Source organism: Salinicoccus carnicancri Crm (assembly GCF_000330705.1).
GTDB classification, from domain to species: Bacteria; Bacillota; Bacilli; order Staphylococcales; family Salinicoccaceae; genus Salinicoccus; species Salinicoccus carnicancri.
On the sequence record NZ_ANAM01000010.1, the window covers coordinates 210,715 to 234,450 of the forward strand.

The following is a 23,736-nucleotide window of genomic DNA, read 5'->3' on the forward strand; positions in this document are numbered from 1 at the left end:
ATTTAGCTCACTTTCTTTGAAAAGATTATTCTCCCTGAGTTGGTCTGGAGAACACTTGTCACTTCTACTTTTATCGTCTGGTTTATCAATTTTCTGCCGTTTTCTACAACTACCATTGTACCATCTTCGAGGTAGCCGACACCCTGTTTTTCCTCTTTGCCGGCTTTCGACACGAGAAGGTCGAATGTGTCCCCCTGGATGACGACCATCTTGATGGCGTCTGAGAGTTCATTGACATTGAGCACTTTGATCTGATGAAGCTGGCAGATTTTGTTGAGGTTGTAATCTGTGGTGACAACAGCGCCGTTCTCCTCTTTGGCCAGTTCTATCAGCTGGTGGTCCACATCAAGTTTTTCGTAGGCAACCGGCATAATATTAACGCTTCTGCTCAGTTCCTGCAACGCATTGAGCATATCCAGACCCCTTTTGCCCTTGTCGCGTTTGATCGGATCCGTCGCATCCGCGATGAGCTGCAGCTCATCGAGCACAAACTGCGGGATGATGAGCTCCCCTTCAACGAATCCCGTTTTCAATACATCCACTATTCTACCATCTATGATTGCGCTGGTATCAAGAAATTTCTTCTGCCCCCGTGCTGCTTCTCCGGCATCTTTCGAGGCGCCGGCTTTCGGAAACAGATCCAGCACTTCACTGAATTTCTTGAGACCGATCTGGAACCCGAGATAGCCCAGGACAACCGCAAGAACGAACGGGATGATATCGCCGAAGATGGGAATGTCCATGGTGTTGATCAATAATGAAATTAAGACAGCAATTAAAAGTCCTATGATCATTCCCAGAGTGGCAAATACGATTTCCGAAAGGTTGCGGTTCATGATCAGTCCCTCGCCCCTCCTGATGAGCGACTCGAATTTCGGTACGGTCCAGAGGAACAGCCCGAGGAACAGAAAACCGCCCAGAACGCCGTATACGAGAACATTGCCGACGATGGCGGGCACCGCCACCGGCAGCACCTGGACGAGTTCCGGGAACAGCCAGACCCCGAGCGAAATCCCTATGAGAAAATAAAGAACATACAGCAGATATTTCAGCATAACGGCCTAACCTCCTTGTCTTCTTATTTGACAGCAGCCTTCAGGGCATCCTTCAATGTGCGGGCACCGATGACTTCAATGCCTTCCGGAACCTCGATGCCCTTCATGTTCGAAGCCGGGATGACGGCACGCCTGAAGCCGAGTTTGGCTGCTTCCATGAGCCGCTGATCGATTTTCGTGACCCGTCTCACTTCCCCCGTCAGGCCGACCTCGCCGATGAAACAGTCATCACCGCGTACCGCAGAACCCTTGAAGCTCGAGGCGATGCTCACGATGATGCTCAGATCCACCGCCGGCTCTTCCAGTTTCCCGCCGCCGGCTACTTTAATGTAGGCATCATGCTGCTGCATGAGCAACCCTTCACTTTTCTCGAGCACCGCCATGAGGAGCGACAGGCGGTTATGATCTATGCCCGTTGCCATCCGTCTCGGATTGTGGAAATGCGTCGGTGTAACCAGCGCCTGCACTTCAATGAGCATTGCACGCGTCCCTTCCATGGTTGCAACAATCGCAGAACCCGGGACATTTTTGGAACGTTCCTCTAGAAATATCTCCGACGGATTCAATACTTCAGTGAGGCCCACATTCTTCATTTCGAACATACCCATTTCGTTCGTTGAACCGAAGCGGTTTTTGACCGCCCTCAGAATGCGGTAGGTATGATGCTGGTCCCCTTCGAAATAAAGGACCGTATCCACCATGTGCTCAAGCATCCTCGGGCCTGCGATCTGACCTTCCTTCGTCACATGGCCGACGATGAATGTAGCAATATTGCCGCTTTTCGCGATGTTCATTAGACTTTGGGTACATTCACGCACCTGTGAGACACTGCCCGGCGCGCTCGTGACATCCGGGTGGAAGATGGTCTGGATGGAGTCTACGATGAGGAAATCAGGTTTGGTGTTCTTGATTTCATCGTGGATATGGAAGAGATTTGTTTCGCTGTATACGTTCAGATTGTCGCTCGCTTCAAGCAGCCGGTCCGCGCGCAGTTTTATCTGCTCGAGTGATTCCTCACCAGAAACATAGAGTACTTCATGGTCTTCCGACAGTTTCAAGGCCGTCTGCAGCAGAATCGTCGACTTCCCTATTCCCGGATCTCCTCCGATGAGGATCAGTGAGCCGTCCACGATGCCGCCGCCGAGCACGCGGTCCAATTCCCCGCTCTGGGTCAGCGTCCTGGGGGTATGGCTTTTTTTGACACGGTCCAGCTTGCGGCTCCGCTGCCGCTCCTGCTTTTCAGGTTTGCCGAATGTCCCCCTGCCCGTGGTCTCTTTATGGACCAGCTTCTCCTCCATCTGGTTCCATGCGCCGCAGTTCGGACATTTCCCCGCCCATTTCGGGGATTCATATCCGCAGGCCATACATTCGAATACATTTTTCGCTTTAGCCATCAGGCACTATTCCTCCTATTTTATTTTTGTTTATCGTTACTATTGTATTACTATTTAATGTAATTTTAAAGCTTGGACCCCCTGCACAGGGATAATATTCCCCGCAGCCCGGAAAATTATCAATGAAGTTCAAGAGAATACCCGCATATTCCTATTCATACCGTATAACCTCTCCATAATCCGGGTATGGGGATTAAAAGGCAGGTGAGCATTCCATGAAGTATCCAAAGGATGAAATCACAGCATTCTTCCGGAATCTCGACCGGAGCGTATATATGGATGAGCACAAAGACGATGCAGATATGGACATGCCGTTCCCCATCGGGCACGGCCAGACCATATCCCAGCCGTCACTCGTCTTGAACATGACACTGCATCTGAAGCTTGAAGATGACAGCAAAGTACTGGAAATCGGAACGGGGTCCGGCTTCCAGACCGCCCTTCTCGCCAAATTTTCAGAAGACGTCCATACAGTCGAAAGGATCGGGCCGCTCCATCAGCAGGCGAAGGAGCGGCTTCATGCGGAAGGGTATACCAATATCCATTTCCACCTTGGTGACGGCAGCCGCGGATGGGAAGCACACGCCCCGTATGACAGGATCATGGTCACAGCCGCCGCCCCTGAAATCCCCGATGCACTTACCCGCCAGCTCGCACCCGGAGGCAGGATGATCATCCCCGTCGGGGACACCTTCAGCCAGAAACTCCTGCTGATCGAAAAAGACGAATCTGGAAATATCAGCAGCACCTTTCTCGAGCACGTCAGATTCGTCAGACTGGAGGAAGGCGGAGGATAACACCGGGTTATTCACAGCAACATGAAAACCGGCGGATGCACCATGATGCATCCGCCGGTTTTCGATGTATTCGACCACCGTGTCGATTCATTGATTGATTTTTTCCTCTATCCTGTCATACATCTCATCTACTCCCATTCCTGTAAGCAATGGCACACCGTCGATCACTTTGTCCCGGATGTCATCCGGGACAATGGTCGTGGAAACGATGATATCATAGTCATCGATGCGGTTTAACTCATCACTTATCTTCGACTGATGCAGCGAGACTTTATCCTCCAGACCGTTATCTTCGAGCCATGTTTTCACTTTCCCCGTCACCACTGTCGAAGTCGCTACACCAGTTCCGCACATTATCAAAAGTTTCTTCGTCATTTTCTTCGCCTCCTTAACTATTTATGATTCCTGTTCTTTTTTCAAGTCACTGACTTTATTCTTATACACTATCAGAACCAGCGTAACCAAAAATACAATTCCAATGCCAATCCAGCCGGCCAGGTCGCCCAGCCCGCCAAACAGGATGGTTGTCCACGCACCTCCGTCACTCAGCACTGTGATTGATGTATTCCCCCCCAGATCAAAATTGGCCGATTTTGCAGTTTCGGTAATGAACGGCGTTGCCCATGAAGAAATATACAATGCACCTGCAAGAAGGATTCCGCCCCCTATGACACTCCTGAAAATATCCCCTCTGAAAACAGGCACCATCAGACAGATGATGAAAGGAATGGTTGCCAGGTCTCCAAGCGGCAGCGTGGTATTGCCCGGGAGAATCACTGCCAGGAGTAAAGTAATTGGAACGAGCAACAAGGAGGCCGCCAGCACTGAAGAATGCCCCACTGCCAGTGCGCTGTCCATCCCGATGAACAGTTCTCTGCCGGGAAACCTCTTCTTGACCCAATCCGTCGCCGCCTCAGATATTGGAGAAAGCCCTTCCATAAGAAGGGACACCATTCTCGGCAAAAGTAGCATCACTGCACCTGTCGCCACACCAAGCCCCAATGTTTCTCCTACACCGTAACTTGCAAGCAGACCGATTATTATACCTATGAAAAAACCCAATACTGTATTATCACCAAAAATCCCGAACCTCTTCTGTATCGATTCGGGGCTGAGGTTGAGTTTATTCAAACCCGGGATTCTGTCAAAGAGCCAATTCAACGGCAGCGCCAATACAAGCCCTGCCACCGAGAGGCCGTGAGGAAAGGACATATTGGCAAGGCCGTAATATTTCTGCACATATTTGGCACTTATATCCCCCAAGTAATAGATTAGCATCGAATGTGTAATCATGGTGAATATTCCCAGCCCAAAATCCCCTGTAATGGCATAGACGATGGAACCCGAGAATGCGATATGCCAGAAGTTCCATATATCGACATTGAGGGTTTTCGTCATACCTGTCACCAGTAATAAAACATTGACTACTATTCCTACTATGATTGCCATACTCCCCAAAAATGTGCCATATGCTATGGCGGCAGCAGCCGGCCATCCTACATCTATGGTTTGCATTGACAACCCATAGTTCTCGACCATCGCTTCAGCTGCAGGTCCCAGGTTGTCGGTCAGAAGACCGATCACCAGGTTAAGTCCTATGAAGCCGACACCGATGGTCAAAGCCGCTTTAAACGCTTTGCCGAATTTCACTCCTAGTATCAGTCCAAAAACAAGAAAAATTATAGGGAGCATGACACTTGCCCCTAAATCAAGAAACCACTGCATTACCTGTTCAAAAACCTGCACACCCCTCATCCCCTTTTATCCAAATCGGATCTAGTTTTTCTGCTCTTTAAAATCATCCAGCACCTTGTTGCACTCATCGATACTCCGTACTGTGGCGAGCTTCGAAACAACCCTTTCATCCTGCACCATCTCTATAAGGTTCTGCAGGGTGGTCACCTGTTCACCGGGCGCGTCTACGGCAAGCATGAATACTATTTTCACACCGACCTCCAGCTCCGCATTCCCCATACTTGAAAATGGCACCGGTTCTTTTAATGTCGCCAGAGCAATTCCGGGCTCGATCACTTTATCAGTATCAGTATGCGGGATGGCAACAGCGTAGGGAGAAGTGGGAAGACCTGTGGGGAAATTCTCCTCTCGGTCTAAGACATTCTCTATGAAATCATCCGCGACATACCCTAACTCGTACAGCCTTGTGCCCATCGCTTCCAAAACTTCCTCCTTCGTTTGAAAATCGATGTCGATCATCATCAACTCTTCGTCAATCTGCATTGTCTTCTCCTTCCATTGCAGCCCTTCTTTCAGATGAAAGATGTTCGCTTTAAACCAAAATTCATATTTCCCCCAAAATCATGAACCCTCCTGTTCACAGATCCATGGTTATTCCAGTAGATGCCATAATTTATCGCTCAAGCATTGCATCCTGCTTTTTTCTGAGTTCCCATATGAGGGAGGACTCATCATGGTCGACGTCATCGTAAGTGATGACATCCCCTTTTCGGACATCATTCTTCAGCACCAGTTTATTGCTGACAAGTCCGACAGGCAGGGCATTCATGGATTTGGCCTCTTCATAATCGTAGATTCTTCCGTATATTGTATACCCTCCGATTGTATCCAGGCTGTCTCCTGCTTTCAGGTCAATTTTGGCTACTGTTGCAGTTTCGGCAACCATCCCTTTGTATGGTGCAATGGTCGGTGTGTTATGCAGATAGGCTTTTGCAACTGACAGCGGCGTCTCAAGGCTTGTCAGATGATATGGCCTGTAAAGTACATAGTTCGGCCCTTCCCCCATGCTCAAATATTTCATTTCTTCGTTCACTTCTTCCTTTTCTGATGAGATGATGGCGAATACACCGGGGGCGATACCCTGCACAAAATCGACGATTTTATGATTCCTCACCTCTCCACCTTCAGACTCGAGCCTGAAGATTTCCGGAAGTTCCTTGACACCGGCTTTAAAACCATGCATACCCGGCTGGTCCGGCAGGAATCCGGTGGCATTGGCCACTGCATTCATCTCCACCATGGTCTTGGTGCCATCCTGGAATGAAGCGATCATTTTGGGGTTGGATTTCTTCTTTCTCGCCGCCTCTGCAACACTGTCAGGGTTGGCATCTTGATTTAACGGATTGTTCTTCCCTTTACCCAGCCCGACCACTTCAAACCCAAGTGCATCGGCAAAATCGTACAGTTCCATTATCGCTCCCGGTTCATCACCTGCAGACCCCGTATATACGACTCCCTGCTCCTCTGCCAGACTGTTAAGGTAGACACCGACTGTAATATCAGCTTCGACATTCAGCATGACGATGTGCTTTTTATGCTCGATTGCCCCGAGGGCAACTGAAGCGCCGACTTCCGGGATCCCGGTTGCATCAACAATCACATCGATACCGTCCACCTGGCACAGAAGGCCGGAATCTATCATTGCAACGCTCTTGTTCTCCTTCACCGCCTGTGCCGCCTGCCCGAGAGTATCTGCGACCATCACTTCTTCGGAAGGGATGCCTGCCAGTTCATACGCACGAATCACATTATCAATCTGTATATCTGATGTTGCAACGACCTTCATGCCATTCATGGAGGCGATTTGAGAAATCATGCCTCTGCCCATCTGGCCTGCACCTACCAGTCCTACATTTATCTGTTTGCCTGATTTCTCCAGCTTTTCAAGTTCTCTGTTTATTCCAAGCATGATTTACTACCTCCATGTTTTAGTTAGATTTGATGATGACTTTCTGCCCTATTTCAAGACTGGGAATTTCTTTTTTCTCGAGGCATATCGTACCGGGCAAGTCTGAATCGCTCTGACCATTGAACTGGAATGTCGCATGTCCCAGCTCACGGAGTGTTTCATTCGCTTTGCCGCCGACAAACAATATGTCATAAGATTCATCACCAAGTTCCATAACATCTCCTGCTTCCACTATCTCTGAAACAGCACCATCATGGACCACTGAAATGTCCCGCAGTTCCTGTGGTGAGTCTTCGTTGAACAGAATCACCATATTTTCACTTTTCATCATTTCCCATTCGTTGCCGAGTTCACTGATTGTTGCGTTTAATTTTTCCATTGCTCAAAAATCTCCTTTGCTGTTAATAAATGAAGAAACTGAAACCGAATGCAATCAGAACAGCAAGTGGTCCTGTGATCGCTCTTGAGAACAGCACTGCCGGCACACCGACTTCGATCGTCTCCGGCTCTGCCTCCCCCAGGGTCAGTCCAACCGGCACAAAATCCGCACCTGCCTGAGGGTTGATTGCAAATAATGCAGGCAGGGCCATTTCCGGTGGTATATTGCCATTGCCGATTTCTACACCAATCAGGACACCGACTACCTGGGCGATTACCGCACCAGGGCCCAGTACAGGTGACAGTACCGGCAGTGATACGATTACCGAAAGCAGCAGCAGACCCAGAATGTTTCCGGCAAGCGGGGTTACTGCATTGGCGATGAGATCGCCGATGCCGGTGAATGTAATGATACCGATGAGCATTGATACGAATGCCATGAATGGAAGTATGTTTTTGATGACCTGATCAATCGTTTCGCGTCCGGCCTGATAGAATACGCTGACTATGCCACCCATGGCACGGCCGATACGTTCAATGAATTTTTTCTTTTCAGGTTCCTTTTTGTTGTCGGCAACTTTCTGCTTTGCTTCTTCTTTCAATTCTTTCGAGGTTTTCCTGCCGGCAGCAGCCGGTTTGACCGGATTGGTTCCATCTGACGATGTCCCCCCATCTTCAGACAGTTCAATATTCCTCTCCCTTACCCCGGAGACGAAATTATCTTCTTTAATGAACTGCATGAGCGGCCCCGATGGACCCGTTCCGTGCAGATTTACCGTAAGCACATCATTTTTTGGATAGATGCCGCATCTTGCAGTGCCTCCGCAGTCTATGATTACACACGCCATTTCATCGTAATCCACTTTCGTATTGAACCCATCCACTGCTTCTGCCCCTGTCTGGTCAGCAATGTATTGGGCAAGCGGATCGATGCCGCCACCTGTAACCGAGACTACATATGGCTTTTCTGCACTGGGGGTGACCATAAGAGGACCGCCCCATCCGCCGGAACCTTTTGAAATTTTAACTGATTTATACATTTCTGAACCCCCTATTCATCCTTTAAAAGCCCTTGTTTTTTCATCATCCTCACTGTGATTATCTCCGTTAGTATCCCCCGGATCAGAATGACCACAACACCGGTCACAAAATACATAAGAGCCAGCGGTCCGAGAGGCATGCCGAGTGTCGTGAGTCCTGCTGACACGCCCAGGTACACAAACAGTTCCGCCGGGTTTGCGTGCGGGAACAACCCTGTAATCGGGTGAACAAAGGAAACGGCTGAGTCATAGAAAGCCGGTTTCTGCTTTTCCGGCAGAAATTTCCCGAATGTATACGCCATCGGATTGGTCAGGAAAAACACTGCCAAAATCGGAAATAGTGTATAGCGGAGTATGAAATATTTCGTGAGTTTCTGTGCAAATCTGGTCACCCTATCTTCACCGACAAACCTTACAACTGCATTCACGGCGGTAATCAGTACAATCAGCAAGGGAATGATATCTGTCACCATCCCCATGAATGTATCCCCGCCTTCCTGGAACATGCCGATGAAACCTTCTGCAATCCTGACTACAAAGTCCATAGTTACCCCTGCCTTTCCTTATCAGCTTTAGTCACTTCGATTTTCTCTACTGCACTTACAATCGCCTGCTGCAGTTGTGGCTCCGCTTCATAGGAGAGAAGGGATGACATTTTTTGCCCTGCAAGCTCCGAGTATTCCTCAAACCTGGAAAAGACTGTGACACCTTCCATTTTTCTCGCTTCTACCACAACATCATCCACATCAGCCACCAAAACCATGACTACCCCTTTGCCAAATCGCCTTTTGCTTCTTCCTACTCCCAAATATCCTGAACCCCTTTTGCTCATCTCGCGTATCGTCTGATGATAATTTTTCAACTGATAGTGAGTGAGCAGAAACTGAAGCCCCCATAAGACGGCAAACAATAATGCAATGAATATCCATGTCTGCACTCCCGACTCCCCCTTTTACATTTGTTCCAATAAAGAACTTATGTAAATAGTAAAGCGTTTCCATCCGCATGTCAATAGATATCTGAAAATTAAAACTTAAAATAAAATTCAGTTATGTTTGACATGATGCGTCTTATCCATTATCATTTTTATCAAATGTTCCATAGTTGAACATATGTAAATGAAAGGGGTATGTCATATGAACCTGAAATTGCCGGAAGCTGTTTCCACAGAGAAGTTGACAGAACTTTATGAACAGATGTGGCTTATCAGACTTTTTGATGAAAAAGTCGACGAATTTTTCGCAAAGGGAAAGATACACGGAACAACCCATCTGGCGGTGGGACAGGAAGCATCTGCCGCCGGCGTATGCGCTCTGCTTGATGACAGTGATAAAATCACGAGCACACACAGGGGCCACGGGCACTGTATTTCAAAAGGTGCGGACACGAGATATATGATGGCAGAACTTTTCGGCAGAGAAACTGGGTACTGCAAGGGGAAAGGCGGTTCAATGCACATCGCCGACCTCAAAAAAGGTAATCTCGGTGCAAACGGGATCGTCGGAGGCGGGTTTGCAATCGCAGCCGGCGCAGCCCTCACCTCCCAGATGAAAGACGAAGGATATGTCGTAGTCTGCTTCTTCGGAGACGGTGCATCAAACGAAGGAAGTTTCCACGAAGCTCTGAATCTTGCATCCATATGGAAATTGCCTGTCATTTTTGTATGCGAAAACAACCAGTACGGGATGTCCGGATCAGTAAATGATATGACAAATGTCAGCGATATCGCTGACAGGTCCGCCTCCTATGGCATCCCCGGCAGCGTCGTGGATGGAAATGACATATTCGATGTCATGCAGGCGACAGATGAAGCTGTCAGATTCGCAAGGGAAGGAAATGGGCCAAGCCTTGTGGAATGCAAAACCTACAGATGGAAAGGGCATTCGAAAAGTGATGCGAAAAAATACAGAACCCGTGAAGAGGAAAAGCAATGGAGAGACAGAGATCCGATCAGACTGATGAAGGAAAAGCTCATCGAGGCCGGCCATTTTACAGAAGAGGACGCTGAGGATATCAAAAAGAAAGCTGTGGAGATGATTGAGGAGAGCGTCCAATTCGCACTCGACAGCAAAGAACCCGATGTATCCACACTGCTTGAAGATGTCTACGCTGAATAGGAGGGAAAAACATGAGAGAAATAACTTATTTAGAGGCTGTCAGAGAAGCTTTGTCGCAGGAAATGAGAAATAACGAAGATGTTTACATGCTCGGAGAAGATATCGGTGTATATGGAGGCGCATTTGGTGTCTCCAGAGGCATGATTGAAGAGTTTGGGCCCGAACGCATCAGGAACACCCCCATTTCAGAAGCTGCGATATCCGGTACCGCAGTCGGCTCTGCACTTACAGGAATGCGCCCGATACTGGAACTGCAATTCTCAGACTTCATCACTATCGCAATGGATAACCTGGCAAACCAGGCGGCAAAAATACGTTATATGTACGGCGGGAAGGGAACGATTCCGATGGTTCTCAGGACGCCATCAGGTTCCGGCACAGGTGCTGCAGCCCAGCACTCACAGAGCCTCGAGGCATGGGCTGCGCATATACCCGGTCTTAAAGTCGTACAGCCTTCAACAGCCGGAGACGCAAAAGGCCTGCTCAAAGCCGCAATAGATGATAGCAATCCGGTCGTTTTCTATGAACATAAACTGTTGTACAAAACATCGGGGGAAGTGCCTGAAGAACAATACAGCATCCCTCTCGGCAAAGCGGATATCAAACAAGAAGGCACAGACGCGACGATTGTCGCCACCGCAATGATGGTCCACAAATCCCTTGAGGCCGCCAATCTGCTTTCAGAAAAAGGAATCGATGTAGAGGTGGTGGATCCGAGAACACTGGTGCCGTTCGATACGGAAACAGTCGTGGAATCAGTCAAAAAGACCGGAAGACTGCTTGTAGTGCATGAAGCTGTCAAATTCGGAGGGATTGGCGGAGAAATTGCTTCCATAGTTGCGGAAAGCGAAGCTTTCGATTATCTTGACTATCCTATAAGGCGTCTCGGAGCGGCGTTTGTCCCGGTTCCGTACAACCCGGTGCTGGAGAAGGCATCTGTTCCTTCTGTAGAGGAGATTGTCGAAAATATTCAGGAAATGGTCAATTACCAATCTTAAGGAGGGTTAATCATGCCGAACGAAATATTCATGCCCAAGCTTAGCAGTACCATGGCCGAAGGTACTGTGATCGAATGGTTCAAGGATGAGGGGGAGACCGTAGAGATTGGCGAGCCCATCCTTGAGATCATGACTGATAAGATCAACATAGAGGTGGAAGCCTACCATGAAGGTATTCTTCTGAAAACATACTTCGGAGCCGACGATGTCGTACCCGTAAACCATGTGATCGGATACATCGGGGAAGAAGGTGAGGGAGTGCCTGATACCGCTCCAGGATTAAGCTCAGAAGCTTCTGCTGAAGAAACAGGGGGAAAAGGCAGCAGAGAGGATAATGCCGCATCTTCCGATACCGGGACACCAGAAGAAAAAGCGCCATCAAAGAGTGATAGGACCGTGTCCGGAACCAGGGAAAACAGCCTTGGAAAAGTAAGGGCTACGCCTGCCGCACGCGCCCTGGCCAGAAATGAGGGAATTGATATCCATGATGTTTCAGGTAGCGGAAGAAACGGGCGCATCCATAAGCAGGATGTGGCAGATCACACATCCGGTTCTGAGGAACATCAGAAGACTCCCGTCAATCACCTGGCAACTGGAGTCCGCACTGAGAAACTGAAAGGAGCCAGAAAAACTGTCGCTGACAGGATGGCTGACAGCAGCACGTCCATTCCACATGTAACAATCGACTTTGAAGTCGAAATGGACAATCTCATCGACCTCAGAAACCGTGTAAATCAGCAGAATCCGGATGATAAAGTGTCATTCAGCGATCTTTTCATTCTCATCACTTCCAGAGCACTCAACAGACATCCTGAGATCAACATCACCTTCGAAAACGATGTGATACAATATCATGATGCCCGAAACATCGGTCTTGCTGTTGCCGTAGACAAAGAGCTGCTTGTCCCGGTCATCAAAAATACAGAGTCGAAATCCCTTCTTTCCATCAGGGATGACAGTAAAGAACTGATCAGTAAGGCAAGGGATGGAAAATTAATTCCTGCTGAAATGCAGGGAGGGACATTCACGATTTCCAACCTCGGCATGTACAGCATCAGGCAGTTTACACCGATTATCAACAAGCCTCAGGCAGGTATACTCGGCATAGGCGGTACAATGGATAGGCCAGCCGTCCACGATGGCCGCCTTATCAATAAAAAGGCGGCAACGTTCAGCCTGTCGTTTGATCACAGGGGGGTAAACGGTGCCCCCGCTGCAGCATTCTGCAATACTGTAAAGCATCTTGCAGAAAATCCAGTTGAATTGATACTCTGACTCAGACTGCCATTCCTTGAACGGGATGGCATTCGATTTATTAAATGATATAATTGTTACGATACAAGGAGGTTGGCCTATGGCAACAATCACAGAAGACAAAAGGCTCATCGTCAAGGTGGCTAAACTTTATTATTTCGATGGGATGACGCAGGCTGAGATTGCCAGGAAAATCGGTGTATCCCGCCCCATCGTTTCCAAAATGCTCACCAAGGCACGGGAAGATAAGATTGTTGAGATTTTCATCAAGGATGAGTCTGCCCATACTGTCGATCTCGAGCTCCGGCTTGAAAAACAATACTCCCTGCAGGAAGCGATTGTCATTCCGAGCTCTGACTATGCCCAAAAAGAAACACTCAGTCTTCTGGGCCAGGCTGCCGCGGCTCATGTATCCAAAAGAATGGACAGCGTAAGCTCTGTCGGTATCAGCTGGGGCAATGCAGTCTCTGCTTTTGTCAACGCATATCCTTTTGAGAAAAATCAAGGTGTGAATGTTGTCCCCCTCATCGGAGGCATGGGAAGAAGCGAACTCGATCTTCATTCAAATATGCTTACTTTGAAATTTGCCCAAAAATTAAACACGACATGCAGCTACCTGTATGCGCCTGCTATGATAAAGAATATAGATACTAAAAACAGACTGCTGGAGTCAGAAGATATATACGGGGTCCTTGATGAAGGCAGATCCGTAGATATGGCAATAGTCGGCATGGGGAATCCTGTCGTGGATTCCACTATGGAGACGATCGGCTACCTGTCAAAACAAGATGTCGAATCGTTAAGGGCTGCAGAAGCTGCCGGGGACATCAACTCAGTATTCTTTGACAAGAACGGAGTCAGCCTTGACCATCATATCAATGAAAGTGTCATCGGCATTGATATGGACGGCCTTAGACAAATCCCAGAAACCATTGCCATCGCGCACGGGGACAACAAAGTCCCAAGCATCCACGCCGGCCTGCTCAGTGGCGCTGTCGATGTGCTCGTTACCGATGATGAGACTGCGCAGAAAATCCTCTCTCTAAACTAAAAGCGGCGGCCCCCATATAATCGGGAGCCGCCGTTTCTTCATTTATTTTTCCACTTTTTCCTTCTCGTCTGTACTGACATCAAACTCATCATTTTTGTAATCAATTGTCACTACTCTTCCTTCCAGCTGTGCGCCGGACAGGAGGGATTCACTCAGCCTGTCCTCAATATGGCGCTGGATGGAGCGTGCGAGGGGCCTTGCTCCGTATTCCGGATCATAGCCGTCATCGGCGATTTTTTCTTTCGCCGCATCTGTGACTTCAAGATGGATCTCCTGTCCGGCAAGCCTTGTTTTCAGCTGACCGATCATGAGTGTCACTATTTCTTTCAGATGTTCTTTCTCGAGACTGTGGAAGACGATGGTATCGTCGACACGGTTGATGAATTCCGGACGGAATGTGTTTTTCAGCTCTTTCATCATCGTGTTTCTGATCGTGTCATAGTCCCTCGCGTTATCTGTAGTACCGAAACCTGCGAACTTCTGATCTTTGAGTTCCTGGGCTCCGATATTGGATGTCATGACAATGATCGTATTGCGGAAGTCCACTGTACGGCCATTGGAGTCTGTCAGCCGGCCGTCATCAAGCACCTGCAGCAGCATGTTGAATACATCGGGGTGCGCTTTTTCGATTTCGTCGAAAAGGATGAGTGAATAAGGCTTCCTTCTCACCTTTTCAGTGAGCTGACCGCCGTCATCATAGCCGACGTAGCCCGGAGGTGAACCGACAAGCCTCGACACGGAGTGTTTCTCCATGTACTCACTCATATCAACGCGGATCATCGCATCCTCTTCACCGAACATCGCCTCGCTCAGCGCTCTGGCGAGCTCTGTCTTACCGACACCTGTCGGCCCGAGGAAGATGAAGCTGCCGATCGGCCGTTTTGGGTTCTTGAGGCCGGCACGGGCACGCCTTACAGCTTTGGAGATGGATTCCACTGCATCATTCTGGCCGATCACCCTGTCGTGGAGTATGGATTCCAGATTAAGCAGCTTCTCCGACTCCTCTTCCGCAATCTTTGCGAGTGGTATGCCCGTGATGCCGCTGATGACGAGTTCGATATCGCTCCTTGTCACGGACTGCGAAGACTGGCCCTGCTCTTTCTTCCAATTGTCTTCACGGTCTTCGAGCTCTTTTTCAAGTTTTGTCTGCTGATCGCGGAAGTTCGCCGCTGCTTCAAATTCCTGACTTTGAACCGCCGCATTCTTCTCTTTTTTGATTTCCTCAAGTTTATTTTCAAGATCCTTAAGATCCGGAGGAGACGTGTAGCTTCTCAGCCTCACTTTGGAGGAGGCTTCATCTATGAGGTCAATCGCCTTGTCCGGCAGGTATCTGTCCTGGACATAGCGGTCGCTCATCGTAACCGAAGCTTCCAAGGCTTCATCACTGATTGTGATCCTGTGGTGCGCTTCATAACGGTCGCGCAGCCCTTTCAGGATGAGGATGGCATCCTCCACATTCGGCTCGTCCACCTGCACCGGCTGGAAGCGGCGTTCGAGTGCCGCATCCTTCTCAATGTGCTTGCGGTACTCTTCCAGTGTCGTCGCACCGATACATTGCATTTCACCGCGGGCAAGCGCCGGTTTCAGAATATTGGATGCATCTATTGCGCCCTCGGCTCCGCCGGCACCGATCAGTGTATGCAGCTCATCGATGAACAGCACTACGTTGCCGGCCTTGTGTATTTCCTCCATGACCTTTTTCATGCGTTCCTCAAATTCACCGCGGTACTTGGTGCCCGCCACAACCGTTCCCATGTCGAGTGACATGACGCGCTTGTCCTTCAGTGTTTCAGGCACTTCGTTTTTGACGATCTGCTGTGCAAGCCCTTCGGCAATCGCAGTCTTACCCACACCAGGTTCACCAATCAGCACAGGGTTGTTCTTCGTCCTTCTGCTCAGGACTTCGATAACCCGTGTGATCTCGCTTGAACGACCGATGACCGGATCCAGCATATCATCACGGGCTATCTGTGTGAGATCGCGGGCGAGCGAATCCAGTGTGGGTGTGTTGTGGTCCTTCTTCATATTATCTTTCTGCTGGAGCGCCTCAGGATTGCCGAGCATCTTGATCACCGCAGCACGCGCTTTGGTTATATTCAGGTCAAGGTTGGATAGTACTCTGGCGGCCACGCCTTCGCTTTCACGGATCAGGCCGAGGAGCAGGTGCTCCGTACCGACGAAATTATGATGCAGTTTTCTCGCTTCATCCATTGAAAGCTCGATGACTTTTTTCGCCCGCGGCGTATAGTGGATGGAAGAAGAGGATTCTGACCCTTCATTGATGAGGTTGAATACCTCTTCTTTGACTTTATCCTCTGTAATATTGAATGATTCCAGCACTTTCGCTGCGATGCCTTCATTCTCCTTAACGAGACCGAGGAGCAGGTGCTCTGTACCAATATTCGAATGCTTGAGGTTGATTGCTTCTTCCTGCGCGTATGCGAGCACTTTCTGTGCACGTTCTGTCAGTCTGCCAAATAGCATATTCATTTCCCTCCTGATAATTCTCTTAATAGTGTTGCACGTTCTTCATCGACCGCCTGTTCAAGAGATGTATAGTGTTTGTGCTGTTCGTTCAGTCTCATTTTGAGGAAAGCCGGCTGGATCAGCTGGATCCATTTCTGGAACTTGAAACCGTCATGCTCAAGGACTCCAAGATCAATGCCCAGCTTGACATCACTCAGACATTTCGCCGCTTCTTTAAGAGACATCTTATATGCATGCTTCAGCAGCCCGTAGGAACGGGATGCTGAATCTTTCACTTCAAGAAGATGTTCGCTTTCAAGACGTGAGCGCATCTCAAGTTCCTCTTCGATGATCTGCGACTTCAGCTCATCCAGGTTCTGGATAATCTCTTCCTCTCCCTGTCCCAGTGTGAGCTGATTCGACAGCTGATATATATGTCCGAGAGGAACGGACCCTTCTCCATATATACCTCTTAACGTAAATCCGAAACGGTTTAAATTGCCTGACAGCCGTTCAAGTTTCCTCCCCAGTGTAAGCGCGGGAAGATGGAGCATGACAGAGGCCCGCATGCCGGTTCCGACATTCGTCGGACAGGCTGTCAGGTAGCCGAAATGTTCATCGAAGGCATAGTCCACCACGTCTTCCAGGGATTCATCTATCTTTTCAGCTTCTTTGTAGAGTGCATGGATCGGCACTCCCGTGCCCATCGTCTGGATACGTATATGATCCTCTTCATTGATCATGATGGAAACCGATTCATTCTCATTGATGAAACTGTGCAGTCCCTGCCTGGTAAAGAGCGGACTGATCAGATGCTTTTCCACAAGCAACGCCTTGTCTTCGAACTTCAGCATGTTCATCGACACTTTCTGATAGTCATCAAAAGCCGTGCTGAGTTTTTCCAGGACTGCATCCAGTCCATCGTCGTCCCTCATCATATGCGGAAAAGGGACATGCCTGACATTCCTGGCAAGCCGCACCCGTGCTGACATTTCAACAGGAAGCTCGGCGGACTCTTCTATCCAGGGGCTCACATTATTTTGCGCCATCCATTCCACCTGCCTTCTCAAGTTCCCTGATTTCATCACGGACGACTGCCGCTTCCTCGAATTCCTGTGATTCTATAAGTTCCGACAGTTTCTGCCTCAGTGTTTCAATCTGTTTTTTGACCTTTATCTGTGAACGGGCCTTTTTCGGCACTTTACCGATATGCTCCGTCTGATGCGCCTGGACACGTGTAATTATTTCCGGGGCCTGCCTGTCAAATGTGCTATAGCAGTCCGGGCAGCCGAACTTTCCATTCTTGACAATTGAGTCGATGGTCGATCCGCACGTCTCACACTCCTTGCGTTTCCTCTCTTTCTGCTGCGTGGTCTTCTGCTGCGATAGTGATTTCAGCAACTGGTGGATGTTGAATGAATCGTCCGGATAGCTGAAGTCACTTTCAAAGGAGGCATTTGCACACTGTTCACACAAAAATTTTTCCGACTTATCCAATCCACTGCCTTTTGTAATGTGGATGGTCGCTTCACGCACATTGCATGATTCGCATTTCATCCGCTCACTCCTCGCTGTATAGAATAACGTCTATCACTCTTCTCAGAATACTCGCCCTTAATGTATCGCGGTAAGGGAGCTCCAGCATCAGTGTTTCACGTTCCACCGCGGCATTTATAATCTTTGCCTCTTTGATGGTTATGACCTCATTTTCGAACATGGACTGGATGATACGGTTTGCATTCTGTTCAGATACACCATCGCCGATGAGTTTCTTCAGATGGGCAAGATATTCAGACTTGGAATGCGTCTCCACTTTGGTAATTCTTATATATCCCCCGCCGCCGCGCTTGCTTTCCACGGTATACCCATGTTCATTTGTGAAGCGGGTCTTGATGACATAGTTCAGCTGCGATGGGACGCAATCAAATTTTTCAGCAATATGTGCCCGTTTTATCTCAACAACCTCACCGCCGGAGTCCTGGATCAGCTGCTTCAAATATTGTTCGATGATGTCCGACATATTACGCATTTCATCACCTCTTTTGACCTTCTTTGACTATAATTATATAATCTCAGTCGGAATAAGGCAAATGGAAAGTTTTATAAATTCCCCCTTTATTTCTGTAAACGTTTGCATTATAATAATTAAGGACTATTTTACAATCAGGTTTTAAACGCACATAATGGATTCATACATAATTGTAAATAAAAAACTTATGAGGTGACCGTATTGAGTATTCTACTGGGTATTATCGGTATTGCTTTCACGCTGTTTTTAGCATGGCTTGCCAGCAGCAACCGTAAACTCGCCTTCAAAAACTGGAAGAACATCCTCGTTCTTCTCGCCATCCAGCTGCTTTTTGCATTCCTTCTTCTTTCCACAGGTGCTGGACAGTCCATCATCGGCGCATTGGCTTCAGGATTTAACGTGCTGCTCGGTTTCGCAGCAGAAGGTGTCGGATTCGTAATGGGGGATCTCACAACTCTTGAAGATGGTGCCCCTGCAGACGTGTTCTTCTTTAATGTTCTTCTGCCTATCATCGTCATTTCCGCACTGATCGGCATTCTGCAGTTCACGAAGATCCTTCCGCTCATCATCCGTGGAATGGGAATTCTGCTGACTAAAGTGACCGGCATGGGTTACCTTGAATCATACAACGGTGCAGCATCCATGATTCTCGGGCAGTCCGAAGTATTCATCTCCCTGAAAAACCAGCTGCCTAAACTGACAACACACAGGCTGTACACTCTTTCGGCACAGTCCATGGGGTCCGTTTCACTGTCCATCGTCGGCGCATACATGACGATGCTCGAGCCCCAGTATGTAGTTGCAGCAATCGTACTCAACCTGTTCGGTGCATATGTCATCGTACACGTAATCAATCCTTATATACTGACAGAAGAGGAAGAGGCTGCCACTGACATCGGCGGCAGCCCGGATGACGGAAAATCCTTCTTCCAGATTCTTGGGGACTACATCATGGATGGTGCCAAAGTCGCGATGACTGTTGCAGCGATGCTGATCGGCTATATTGCCCTGATCGCCATCCTGAACCAGGCATTCCTGCTCATCCCCGGTGTCAGCATCACATTCCAGGACGTTCTCGGCTACATTTTCATGCCAATTGCATTCCTTATCGGGATACCTTGGTCTGAAGCACAGCAGGCAGGCGCCCTCATGGCAACGAAGCTCATCACCAATGAATTCGTAGCGATGCTCGACTATCAGGCGATTGCCGATCAGTTCAGTGAGAAGTCACAGGCGATGATTTCAGTATTCCTTGTTTCATTCGCCAACTTCTCAAGCATCGGCATCATTGCAGGCTCTGTCAAAGGCCTCCATAACGAAAGTGGCGACAAAGTTGCAAAATTCGGCCTCAAACTCGTCTATGGTGCTTCACTCGTGAGTCTGCTTACAGCAACAATTGTCGGGTTCTTCGCATAATGAAATACCGTTTTACATTGGAGACCGGACGGCCGGTCTCCTTTTTATATCTTCAAATGGTCACAGCTTTCCAAGATGGCATTTGGAATTCAGCATGATAGAATTGAAGCCAACAATAGAAAGACGGAGAGATTCATTATGAAAATTGGCGTCATTTCCGATCTGCATATCGATCGCGGAAATATAGGAACTGATATATATGAGACACTGCTGTCGGAAGAAGTGAAATCCCGCGAACTGGATCTCCTGCTCATTGCCGGAGATGTTTCCAGTCATTATACAATGACTGCGGAATTCCTTGAAAACATGCGCAGCCTCACGGAGATGGAGATTCTCTTCGTACCCGGCAACCATGACTACTGGCTCGGCAGCAGGGAGGATATGACGACACGGGATGTGTATGAATTCTATAAGCACATGCCGGGCAGTCTCCTGGAATCGCCCTACATCGTAAATGACGACTGGGCAATTGTCGGCCACAGCGGTTGGTATGACTATACTTATGCAGATGAGCGCTTCGGTGATGAGAAGCTCACCCGAGGAAAATTCTACGGCGGTACCTGGCAGGATAAGCTGAAGGTGGACTGGCAGATGCATGACAGGGAATTATCCAGGGTCTTTGCGGACAAAGTGGAGACTGACATGGAAAAAACCGATGGCAGGAACATCATCATGATGACTCATGTTGTCACCAACAGAAGATATGCCGTCCCCATGCCCCACCGCCTTTTCGACTATTTCAATGCATTCATCGGCACCTCGGATTTTGATACACTGTATGAAAAGTATCCCATCAGATACAGCATCATGGGGCACGTCCATTTCCGCCACCAATTCAGGCAGGACAACCTCACGTATATATGTGCCTGCCTCGGCTATCAGCGCGAATGGCGGACCGATGATATCAAAACGGAGATAATGAATACTTTGCAGGTGATAGAAATATGACTGCGAACCGAAAAACCGTATGCGGCACAAACCCGCATACGGTTTTTATTCCATACGGTCTATGATCCTGTGATAGCCGTCACTGCCGTAATCAAGGCACCGTTTCACCCGTGAGACTGTGGCGCTTGAAGCCCCGGTTTCATCCTGCACTTTCTGATAAGTCTGCCCTTCTTTGATCCTCTTGGCCACCTGGAAGCGCTGCTTGAGCGACACCAGCTCATTCGTGGTGCAGAGATCATCAAAAAAATGGTAGCAGTCATCGAGATTCTCGAGTTTCATGATTCCTTCGAACAGGTCATCAAGTTCTTTTCCTCTCAGTCTATCTATCTGCATGGCGTTCCCTCCATTAATACGACCATCATAACAAAACACTTTAGCTATTTAAAGTGTTGAATCAATTGTCTGAAATGTCTTGCATTGGATAGTTTTATTTGTTACTATTCTATTTATTGATTATTCTTTATCACGCTAAAGTATTAAAGGAGACAGCCTATGAAGAACGAATTGATTATGAACCGTCTGGCACTTGCACAGGACTATACCCGGCTGCTTGATGATGAAGGGTACCAGCTGATCGATATGAACATGGTGGAACCGTTCCGGATTGATGATAAACGGCACCATTCCTCCACAATCATCTTCGAAAAGAATGAACAGCTCTTCTCCATCCGCAGCGACTGGACGAGATCCCTCCTGAACTATAACGATAACTACTACCTCAGCCACCGTTTCTTCGGATACTTCGGACCGGTGGTCAGGAATTATAAAACATTCTATCAGGCAGGCGTGGAGCTCTATGGTCCGACAGAGACAGACGTGCTGGGCAGCATCGATATGCACCTGTCATTCATCAGAGAGACATACGGCCGTGAATTCAGCTCGATTGTCGTCAATGACGACAAACTCCTCGATCTGTATATCGAAAAGTATGGACTTCCCGAGGACATCCGCAAACTTGTCCATGAAAAGAACCTGTCCGAACTGCAAAAGCGCCTGGGCCGGACGCATCCGCTCTATAAACTGATGACGGCGAAAGTCAGCGATCAGATTACACTTGTGAACAGGGAATTCGGAGAGACGGATATCATGAAGTTTCTCAACCATCTCGACGAATATCTCAGGAAGTACGGCATGAAGTTCATCCTGGACCTGTCATTCCGCTCCCCGCAGTCATACTACAACGGATTTTATTTCCAGGTGTTCCTGGACCATGACTATCCGCTGTTGAGCGGCGGCGAATACAACAGCAGTGCATTCGGCATTGCGGTGAACCTGTCCAATGGAGGTCTCCTATGATTACTGTTGCATTGACAAAAGGACGTCTTTTCAAAGACTTCATCGAATATATGGAAGAAAACGGACTGAATGACTATATCGGGGCGCTGACCGGCGAAACACGCTCCCTCTATACTGTAGTGGATGATGTGAAATTCATCTTCGCCAAAGGCCCCGACGTCCCGACCTATGTCGAAAGCGGCGTGGCGGATCTCGGAATCGTCGGTTCGGATATCATCGCTGAAGATGAGTTCAACATCCTGAACGTCTCCCAGCTGCCGTTCGGCGACTGCCACTTCTCCGTCGCCGCCCTCCCGGGGCAGGAAGCGTTCGGCACCATCGCAACCAAATATACAAATGTCGCATTCGAACACTTCAAAAACAGGAAAATGGATGTGTCGCTCGTACATCTGAACGGTTCTGTCGAACTGGCGCCGCTCCTCGGGCTGTCCGACGCAATCGTCGACATCGTACAGACAGGCGGAACCCTCAGGGACAACGGGCTGATCGAATACGAAAAGATCATGGACATACACGCCCGGCTCATCGCAAACAAGCGCACATTCTATACCAAAGAAGACGGAATATATGCATTTTTAAAAGAAATCGGGGTGGTCTGATGAATGCACTGGAATTCAGGGAAATATTTCAGGACAGGACGGAAACAGCCGGATTTGAAGGCATGCGCGGTGTAATGGAAATCATAGAAGATGTGAGACGGGACAAAGATGCAGCACTCCGGTCATACACGGAACAATTCGACGGACGTACTCCCGACACATTCAAAGTTCCCCCGGAAAAACTTAAGGACAGCTACGATGCACTGCCGGAGGACAGGAGGCGGGCACTTGAAAAAATCAGGGAACGCATCGAAGACTACCAGAGAATGATCAGATACGAAGACCGCGATGACGGAGAATTCAAATATGTCTATCATCCGATTGAGAAAGTCGGCGTATACGTACCTGGCGGAACAGCGCTGTACCCTTCCAGCGTGCTCATGACGGTTGTGCCGGCAATGGTTGCCGGCGTCGGCGAAATACATGTCGTGACACCGACATTCGAAGACAGCAACATCACTTTCGCCGCCCTCCATATATGCGGCGTGGAGAATGTGTATACCGTGGGCGGCGCCCAGGCCGTCGCTGCGCTTGCGTTCGGCACTGAATCCATACCAAAAGTGGACAAGATCGTCGGCCCCGGCAACTACTATGTCGCACTTGCCAAGCGCCTGCTGTTCGGGGAGGTCGGGATCGATATGATCGCCGGACCGAGTGAAATCCTGATCTATGTGGATGAAGACGTGAATGTGGATGCCATCGTCTATGACATTTTTGCACAATCAGAGCATGACAGGAATGCACGCACATTCCTGCTCAGCGAAGATCAGAGCATCATCGACCGGGTTGAAGACAGAATCGGAGATCTGATCGACCGGCAGCCGCGTGCCGAAATCATAAAGCAATCGATAGAAACCAATCATTACGCAGTCGTGGATTCCCGCCAGTCCCTCCTCGCACTGGTGAACCACATTGCACCGGAACACGTTTCCGTGCAGCACAGGGATTCCGACATGATCATCCGCAACATCAAATATGCCGGTGCAGTGTTTGAAGGATACTATTCTCCTGAAGCCATCGGCGACTATGCTGCCGGCCCGTCCCATGTGCTGCCGACAGACCGGACGGGACGTTTCAGCCACGGGCTGAACGTCAATGACTTCCTGACAAGCCATGCAGTCATCTCTCTCACGGAAGATACCTTCGGCAATATCGCAGAACCGGCGATGACAGTCGCAGAGCAGGAACAGCTGGATGCACATTATCAATCATTGAAAATAAGAACGGAGTGATC

General features: G+C 48.8%; 25 protein-coding genes. 10 read left to right on the forward strand and 15 right to left on the reverse strand.

Going from position 1 to position 23,736, the window contains the following annotated elements:
• Positions 1-2: 2 nt before the first annotated feature.
• Together C792_RS0113475 and radA are read right to left on the reverse strand one after the other, a co-directional pair.
• Positions 3-1,055: a PIN/TRAM domain-containing protein gene (locus C792_RS0113475; protein ID WP_017549988.1), complete on the reverse strand. Its 1,053-nt coding sequence runs from the start codon at positions 1,053-1,055 to the stop codon at positions 3-5.
• A gap of 23 nt (positions 1,056-1,078) precedes the next feature.
• Positions 1,079-2,449: a DNA repair protein RadA gene (gene radA, locus C792_RS0113480; RefSeq protein ID WP_017549989.1), complete on the reverse strand. Its 1,371-nt coding sequence runs from the start codon at positions 2,447-2,449 to the stop codon at positions 1,079-1,081.
• Between the two features lie 215 nt (positions 2,450-2,664).
• Here radA and C792_RS0113485 point away from each other — a divergent pair, with 215 nt between their 5' ends.
• Positions 2,665-3,246 carry a protein-L-isoaspartate(D-aspartate) O-methyltransferase gene (locus C792_RS0113485; protein WP_017549990.1) on the forward strand — a complete coding sequence of 194 codons (582 nt, stop codon included), beginning with the start codon at positions 2,665-2,667 and terminating at the stop codon, positions 3,244-3,246.
• Positions 3,247-3,333: 87 nt separating this feature from the next.
• Here C792_RS0113485 and C792_RS0113490 read toward each other — a convergent pair whose 3' ends face one another.
• The 8 genes from C792_RS0113490 to C792_RS0113525 all read right to left on the reverse strand — a co-directional run bounded on the left by C792_RS0113490 (position 3,334) and on the right by C792_RS0113525 (position 9,265).
• The gene (locus tag C792_RS0113490; RefSeq protein ID WP_017549991.1) at positions 3,334-3,621 is read right to left on the reverse strand and encodes a PTS sugar transporter subunit IIB; all 288 of its coding nucleotides are present in this window, start codon (positions 3,619-3,621) and stop codon (positions 3,334-3,336) included.
• A 21-nt stretch (positions 3,622-3,642) separates the two neighbouring features.
• Positions 3,643-5,001, reverse strand: coding sequence for a PTS galactitol transporter subunit IIC (locus tag C792_RS0113495; protein ID WP_017549992.1), 1,359 nt, complete (start codon positions 4,999-5,001; stop codon positions 3,643-3,645).
• 21 nt (positions 5,002-5,022) lie between these two features.
• On the reverse strand, positions 5,023-5,484 hold the full coding sequence (locus C792_RS0113500) for a PTS sugar transporter subunit IIA (RefSeq protein ID WP_017549993.1): 462 nt from the start codon (positions 5,482-5,484) through the stop codon (positions 5,023-5,025).
• A gap of 130 nt (positions 5,485-5,614) precedes the next feature.
• Positions 5,615-6,910, reverse strand: coding sequence for an NAD(P)H-dependent oxidoreductase (locus C792_RS0113505; protein ID WP_017549994.1), 1,296 nt, complete (start codon positions 6,908-6,910; stop codon positions 5,615-5,617).
• 19 nt (positions 6,911-6,929) lie between these two features.
• On the reverse strand, positions 6,930-7,289 hold the full coding sequence (locus C792_RS0113510) for a PTS glucitol/sorbitol transporter subunit IIA (RefSeq protein WP_017549995.1): 360 nt from the start codon (positions 7,287-7,289) through the stop codon (positions 6,930-6,932).
• A 22-nt stretch (positions 7,290-7,311) separates the two neighbouring features.
• Positions 7,312-8,328 (reverse strand): PTS glucitol/sorbitol transporter subunit IIB, encoded by a 1,017-nt coding sequence (gene srlE, locus C792_RS0113515; protein WP_017549996.1) that lies wholly within the window; start codon positions 8,326-8,328, stop codon positions 7,312-7,314.
• 11 nt (positions 8,329-8,339) lie between these two features.
• On the reverse strand, positions 8,340-8,873 hold the full coding sequence (gene srlA / locus C792_RS0113520) for a PTS glucitol/sorbitol transporter subunit IIC (RefSeq protein ID WP_017549997.1): 534 nt from the start codon (positions 8,871-8,873) through the stop codon (positions 8,340-8,342).
• Positions 8,874-8,875: 2 nt separating this feature from the next.
• Positions 8,876-9,265 carry a transcriptional regulator GutM gene (locus C792_RS0113525; protein WP_017549998.1) on the reverse strand — a complete coding sequence of 130 codons (390 nt, stop codon included), beginning with the start codon at positions 9,263-9,265 and terminating at the stop codon, positions 8,876-8,878.
• A gap of 199 nt (positions 9,266-9,464) precedes the next feature.
• Here C792_RS0113525 and C792_RS0113530 point away from each other — a divergent pair, with 199 nt between their 5' ends.
• The 4 genes from C792_RS0113530 to C792_RS0113545 all read left to right on the forward strand — a co-directional run bounded on the left by C792_RS0113530 (position 9,465) and on the right by C792_RS0113545 (position 13,748).
• A complete protein-coding gene (locus C792_RS0113530; protein ID WP_017549999.1) occupies positions 9,465-10,445 on the forward strand; it encodes a thiamine pyrophosphate-dependent dehydrogenase E1 component subunit alpha in 981 nt (326 codons plus the stop codon).
• A gap of 11 nt (positions 10,446-10,456) precedes the next feature.
• Positions 10,457-11,443: an alpha-ketoacid dehydrogenase subunit beta gene (locus C792_RS0113535; RefSeq protein ID WP_017550000.1), complete on the forward strand. Its 987-nt coding sequence runs from the start codon at positions 10,457-10,459 to the stop codon at positions 11,441-11,443.
• Between the two features lie 12 nt (positions 11,444-11,455).
• Positions 11,456-12,718, forward strand: coding sequence for a dihydrolipoamide acetyltransferase family protein (locus tag C792_RS0113540; protein WP_017550001.1), 1,263 nt, complete (start codon positions 11,456-11,458; stop codon positions 12,716-12,718).
• Positions 12,719-12,797: 79 nt separating this feature from the next.
• Complete coding sequence (locus tag C792_RS0113545) at positions 12,798-13,748, forward strand: sugar-binding transcriptional regulator (protein ID WP_017550002.1); 951 nt, start codon at positions 12,798-12,800, stop codon at positions 13,746-13,748.
• Between the two features lie 42 nt (positions 13,749-13,790).
• Here the strand turns inward: C792_RS0113545 and C792_RS0113550 are convergent, their stop codons facing one another.
• Genes C792_RS0113550 through C792_RS0113565 form a run of 4 tightly spaced genes read right to left on the reverse strand, consistent with a single transcriptional unit; the run spans position 13,791 to position 18,243 of the window.
• Complete coding sequence (locus tag C792_RS0113550) at positions 13,791-16,232, reverse strand: ATP-dependent Clp protease ATP-binding subunit (RefSeq protein ID WP_026090374.1); 2,442 nt, start codon at positions 16,230-16,232, stop codon at positions 13,791-13,793.
• Between the two features lie 2 nt (positions 16,233-16,234).
• The gene (locus C792_RS0113555) at positions 16,235-17,263 is read right to left on the reverse strand and encodes a protein arginine kinase (protein ID WP_017550004.1); all 1,029 of its coding nucleotides are present in this window, start codon (positions 17,261-17,263) and stop codon (positions 16,235-16,237) included.
• Positions 17,250-17,771, reverse strand: coding sequence for a UvrB/UvrC motif-containing protein (locus C792_RS0113560; RefSeq protein WP_017550005.1), 522 nt, complete (start codon positions 17,769-17,771; stop codon positions 17,250-17,252). The genes C792_RS0113555 and C792_RS0113560 overlap by 14 nt, the downstream gene beginning before the upstream one ends.
• Positions 17,772-17,775: 4 nt before the next feature.
• Entirely contained in the window at positions 17,776-18,243 is a 468-nt protein-coding gene (locus C792_RS0113565) for a CtsR family transcriptional regulator (RefSeq protein ID WP_017550006.1), read from the reverse strand.
• 201 nt (positions 18,244-18,444) lie between these two features.
• Here C792_RS0113565 and C792_RS0113570 point away from each other — a divergent pair, with 201 nt between their 5' ends.
• Together C792_RS0113570 and C792_RS0113575 are read left to right on the forward strand one after the other, a co-directional pair.
• Positions 18,445-19,659: a NupC/NupG family nucleoside CNT transporter gene (locus tag C792_RS0113570; RefSeq protein WP_017550007.1), complete on the forward strand. Its 1,215-nt coding sequence runs from the start codon at positions 18,445-18,447 to the stop codon at positions 19,657-19,659.
• Positions 19,660-19,797: 138 nt separating this feature from the next.
• A complete protein-coding gene (locus C792_RS0113575; RefSeq protein WP_017550008.1) occupies positions 19,798-20,607 on the forward strand; it encodes a metallophosphoesterase in 810 nt (269 codons plus the stop codon).
• Between the two features lie 45 nt (positions 20,608-20,652).
• Here the strand turns inward: C792_RS0113575 and C792_RS0113580 are convergent, their stop codons facing one another.
• Entirely contained in the window at positions 20,653-20,940 is a 288-nt protein-coding gene (locus C792_RS0113580; protein WP_017550009.1) for a YerC/YecD family TrpR-related protein, read from the reverse strand.
• Between the two features lie 159 nt (positions 20,941-21,099).
• Between C792_RS0113580 and C792_RS0113585 the strand changes: the two genes are divergently transcribed.
• The 3 genes from C792_RS0113585 to hisD are packed head-to-tail and all read left to right on the forward strand — an operon-like array spanning position 21,100 to position 23,734.
• On the forward strand, positions 21,100-21,903 hold the full coding sequence (locus C792_RS0113585; RefSeq protein WP_017550010.1) for an ATP phosphoribosyltransferase regulatory subunit: 804 nt from the start codon (positions 21,100-21,102) through the stop codon (positions 21,901-21,903).
• Positions 21,900-22,502, forward strand: a complete 603-nt coding sequence (gene hisG, locus C792_RS0113590) for an ATP phosphoribosyltransferase (protein ID WP_017550011.1) — start codon at positions 21,900-21,902, stop codon at positions 22,500-22,502. The genes C792_RS0113585 and hisG overlap by 4 nt, the downstream gene beginning before the upstream one ends.
• Positions 22,502-23,734 carry a histidinol dehydrogenase gene (hisD, locus tag C792_RS0113595; RefSeq protein WP_017550012.1) on the forward strand — a complete coding sequence of 411 codons (1,233 nt, stop codon included), beginning with the start codon at positions 22,502-22,504 and terminating at the stop codon, positions 23,732-23,734. The genes hisG and hisD overlap by 1 nt, the downstream gene beginning before the upstream one ends.
• The last annotated feature ends 2 nt before the right edge of the window (positions 23,735-23,736 follow it).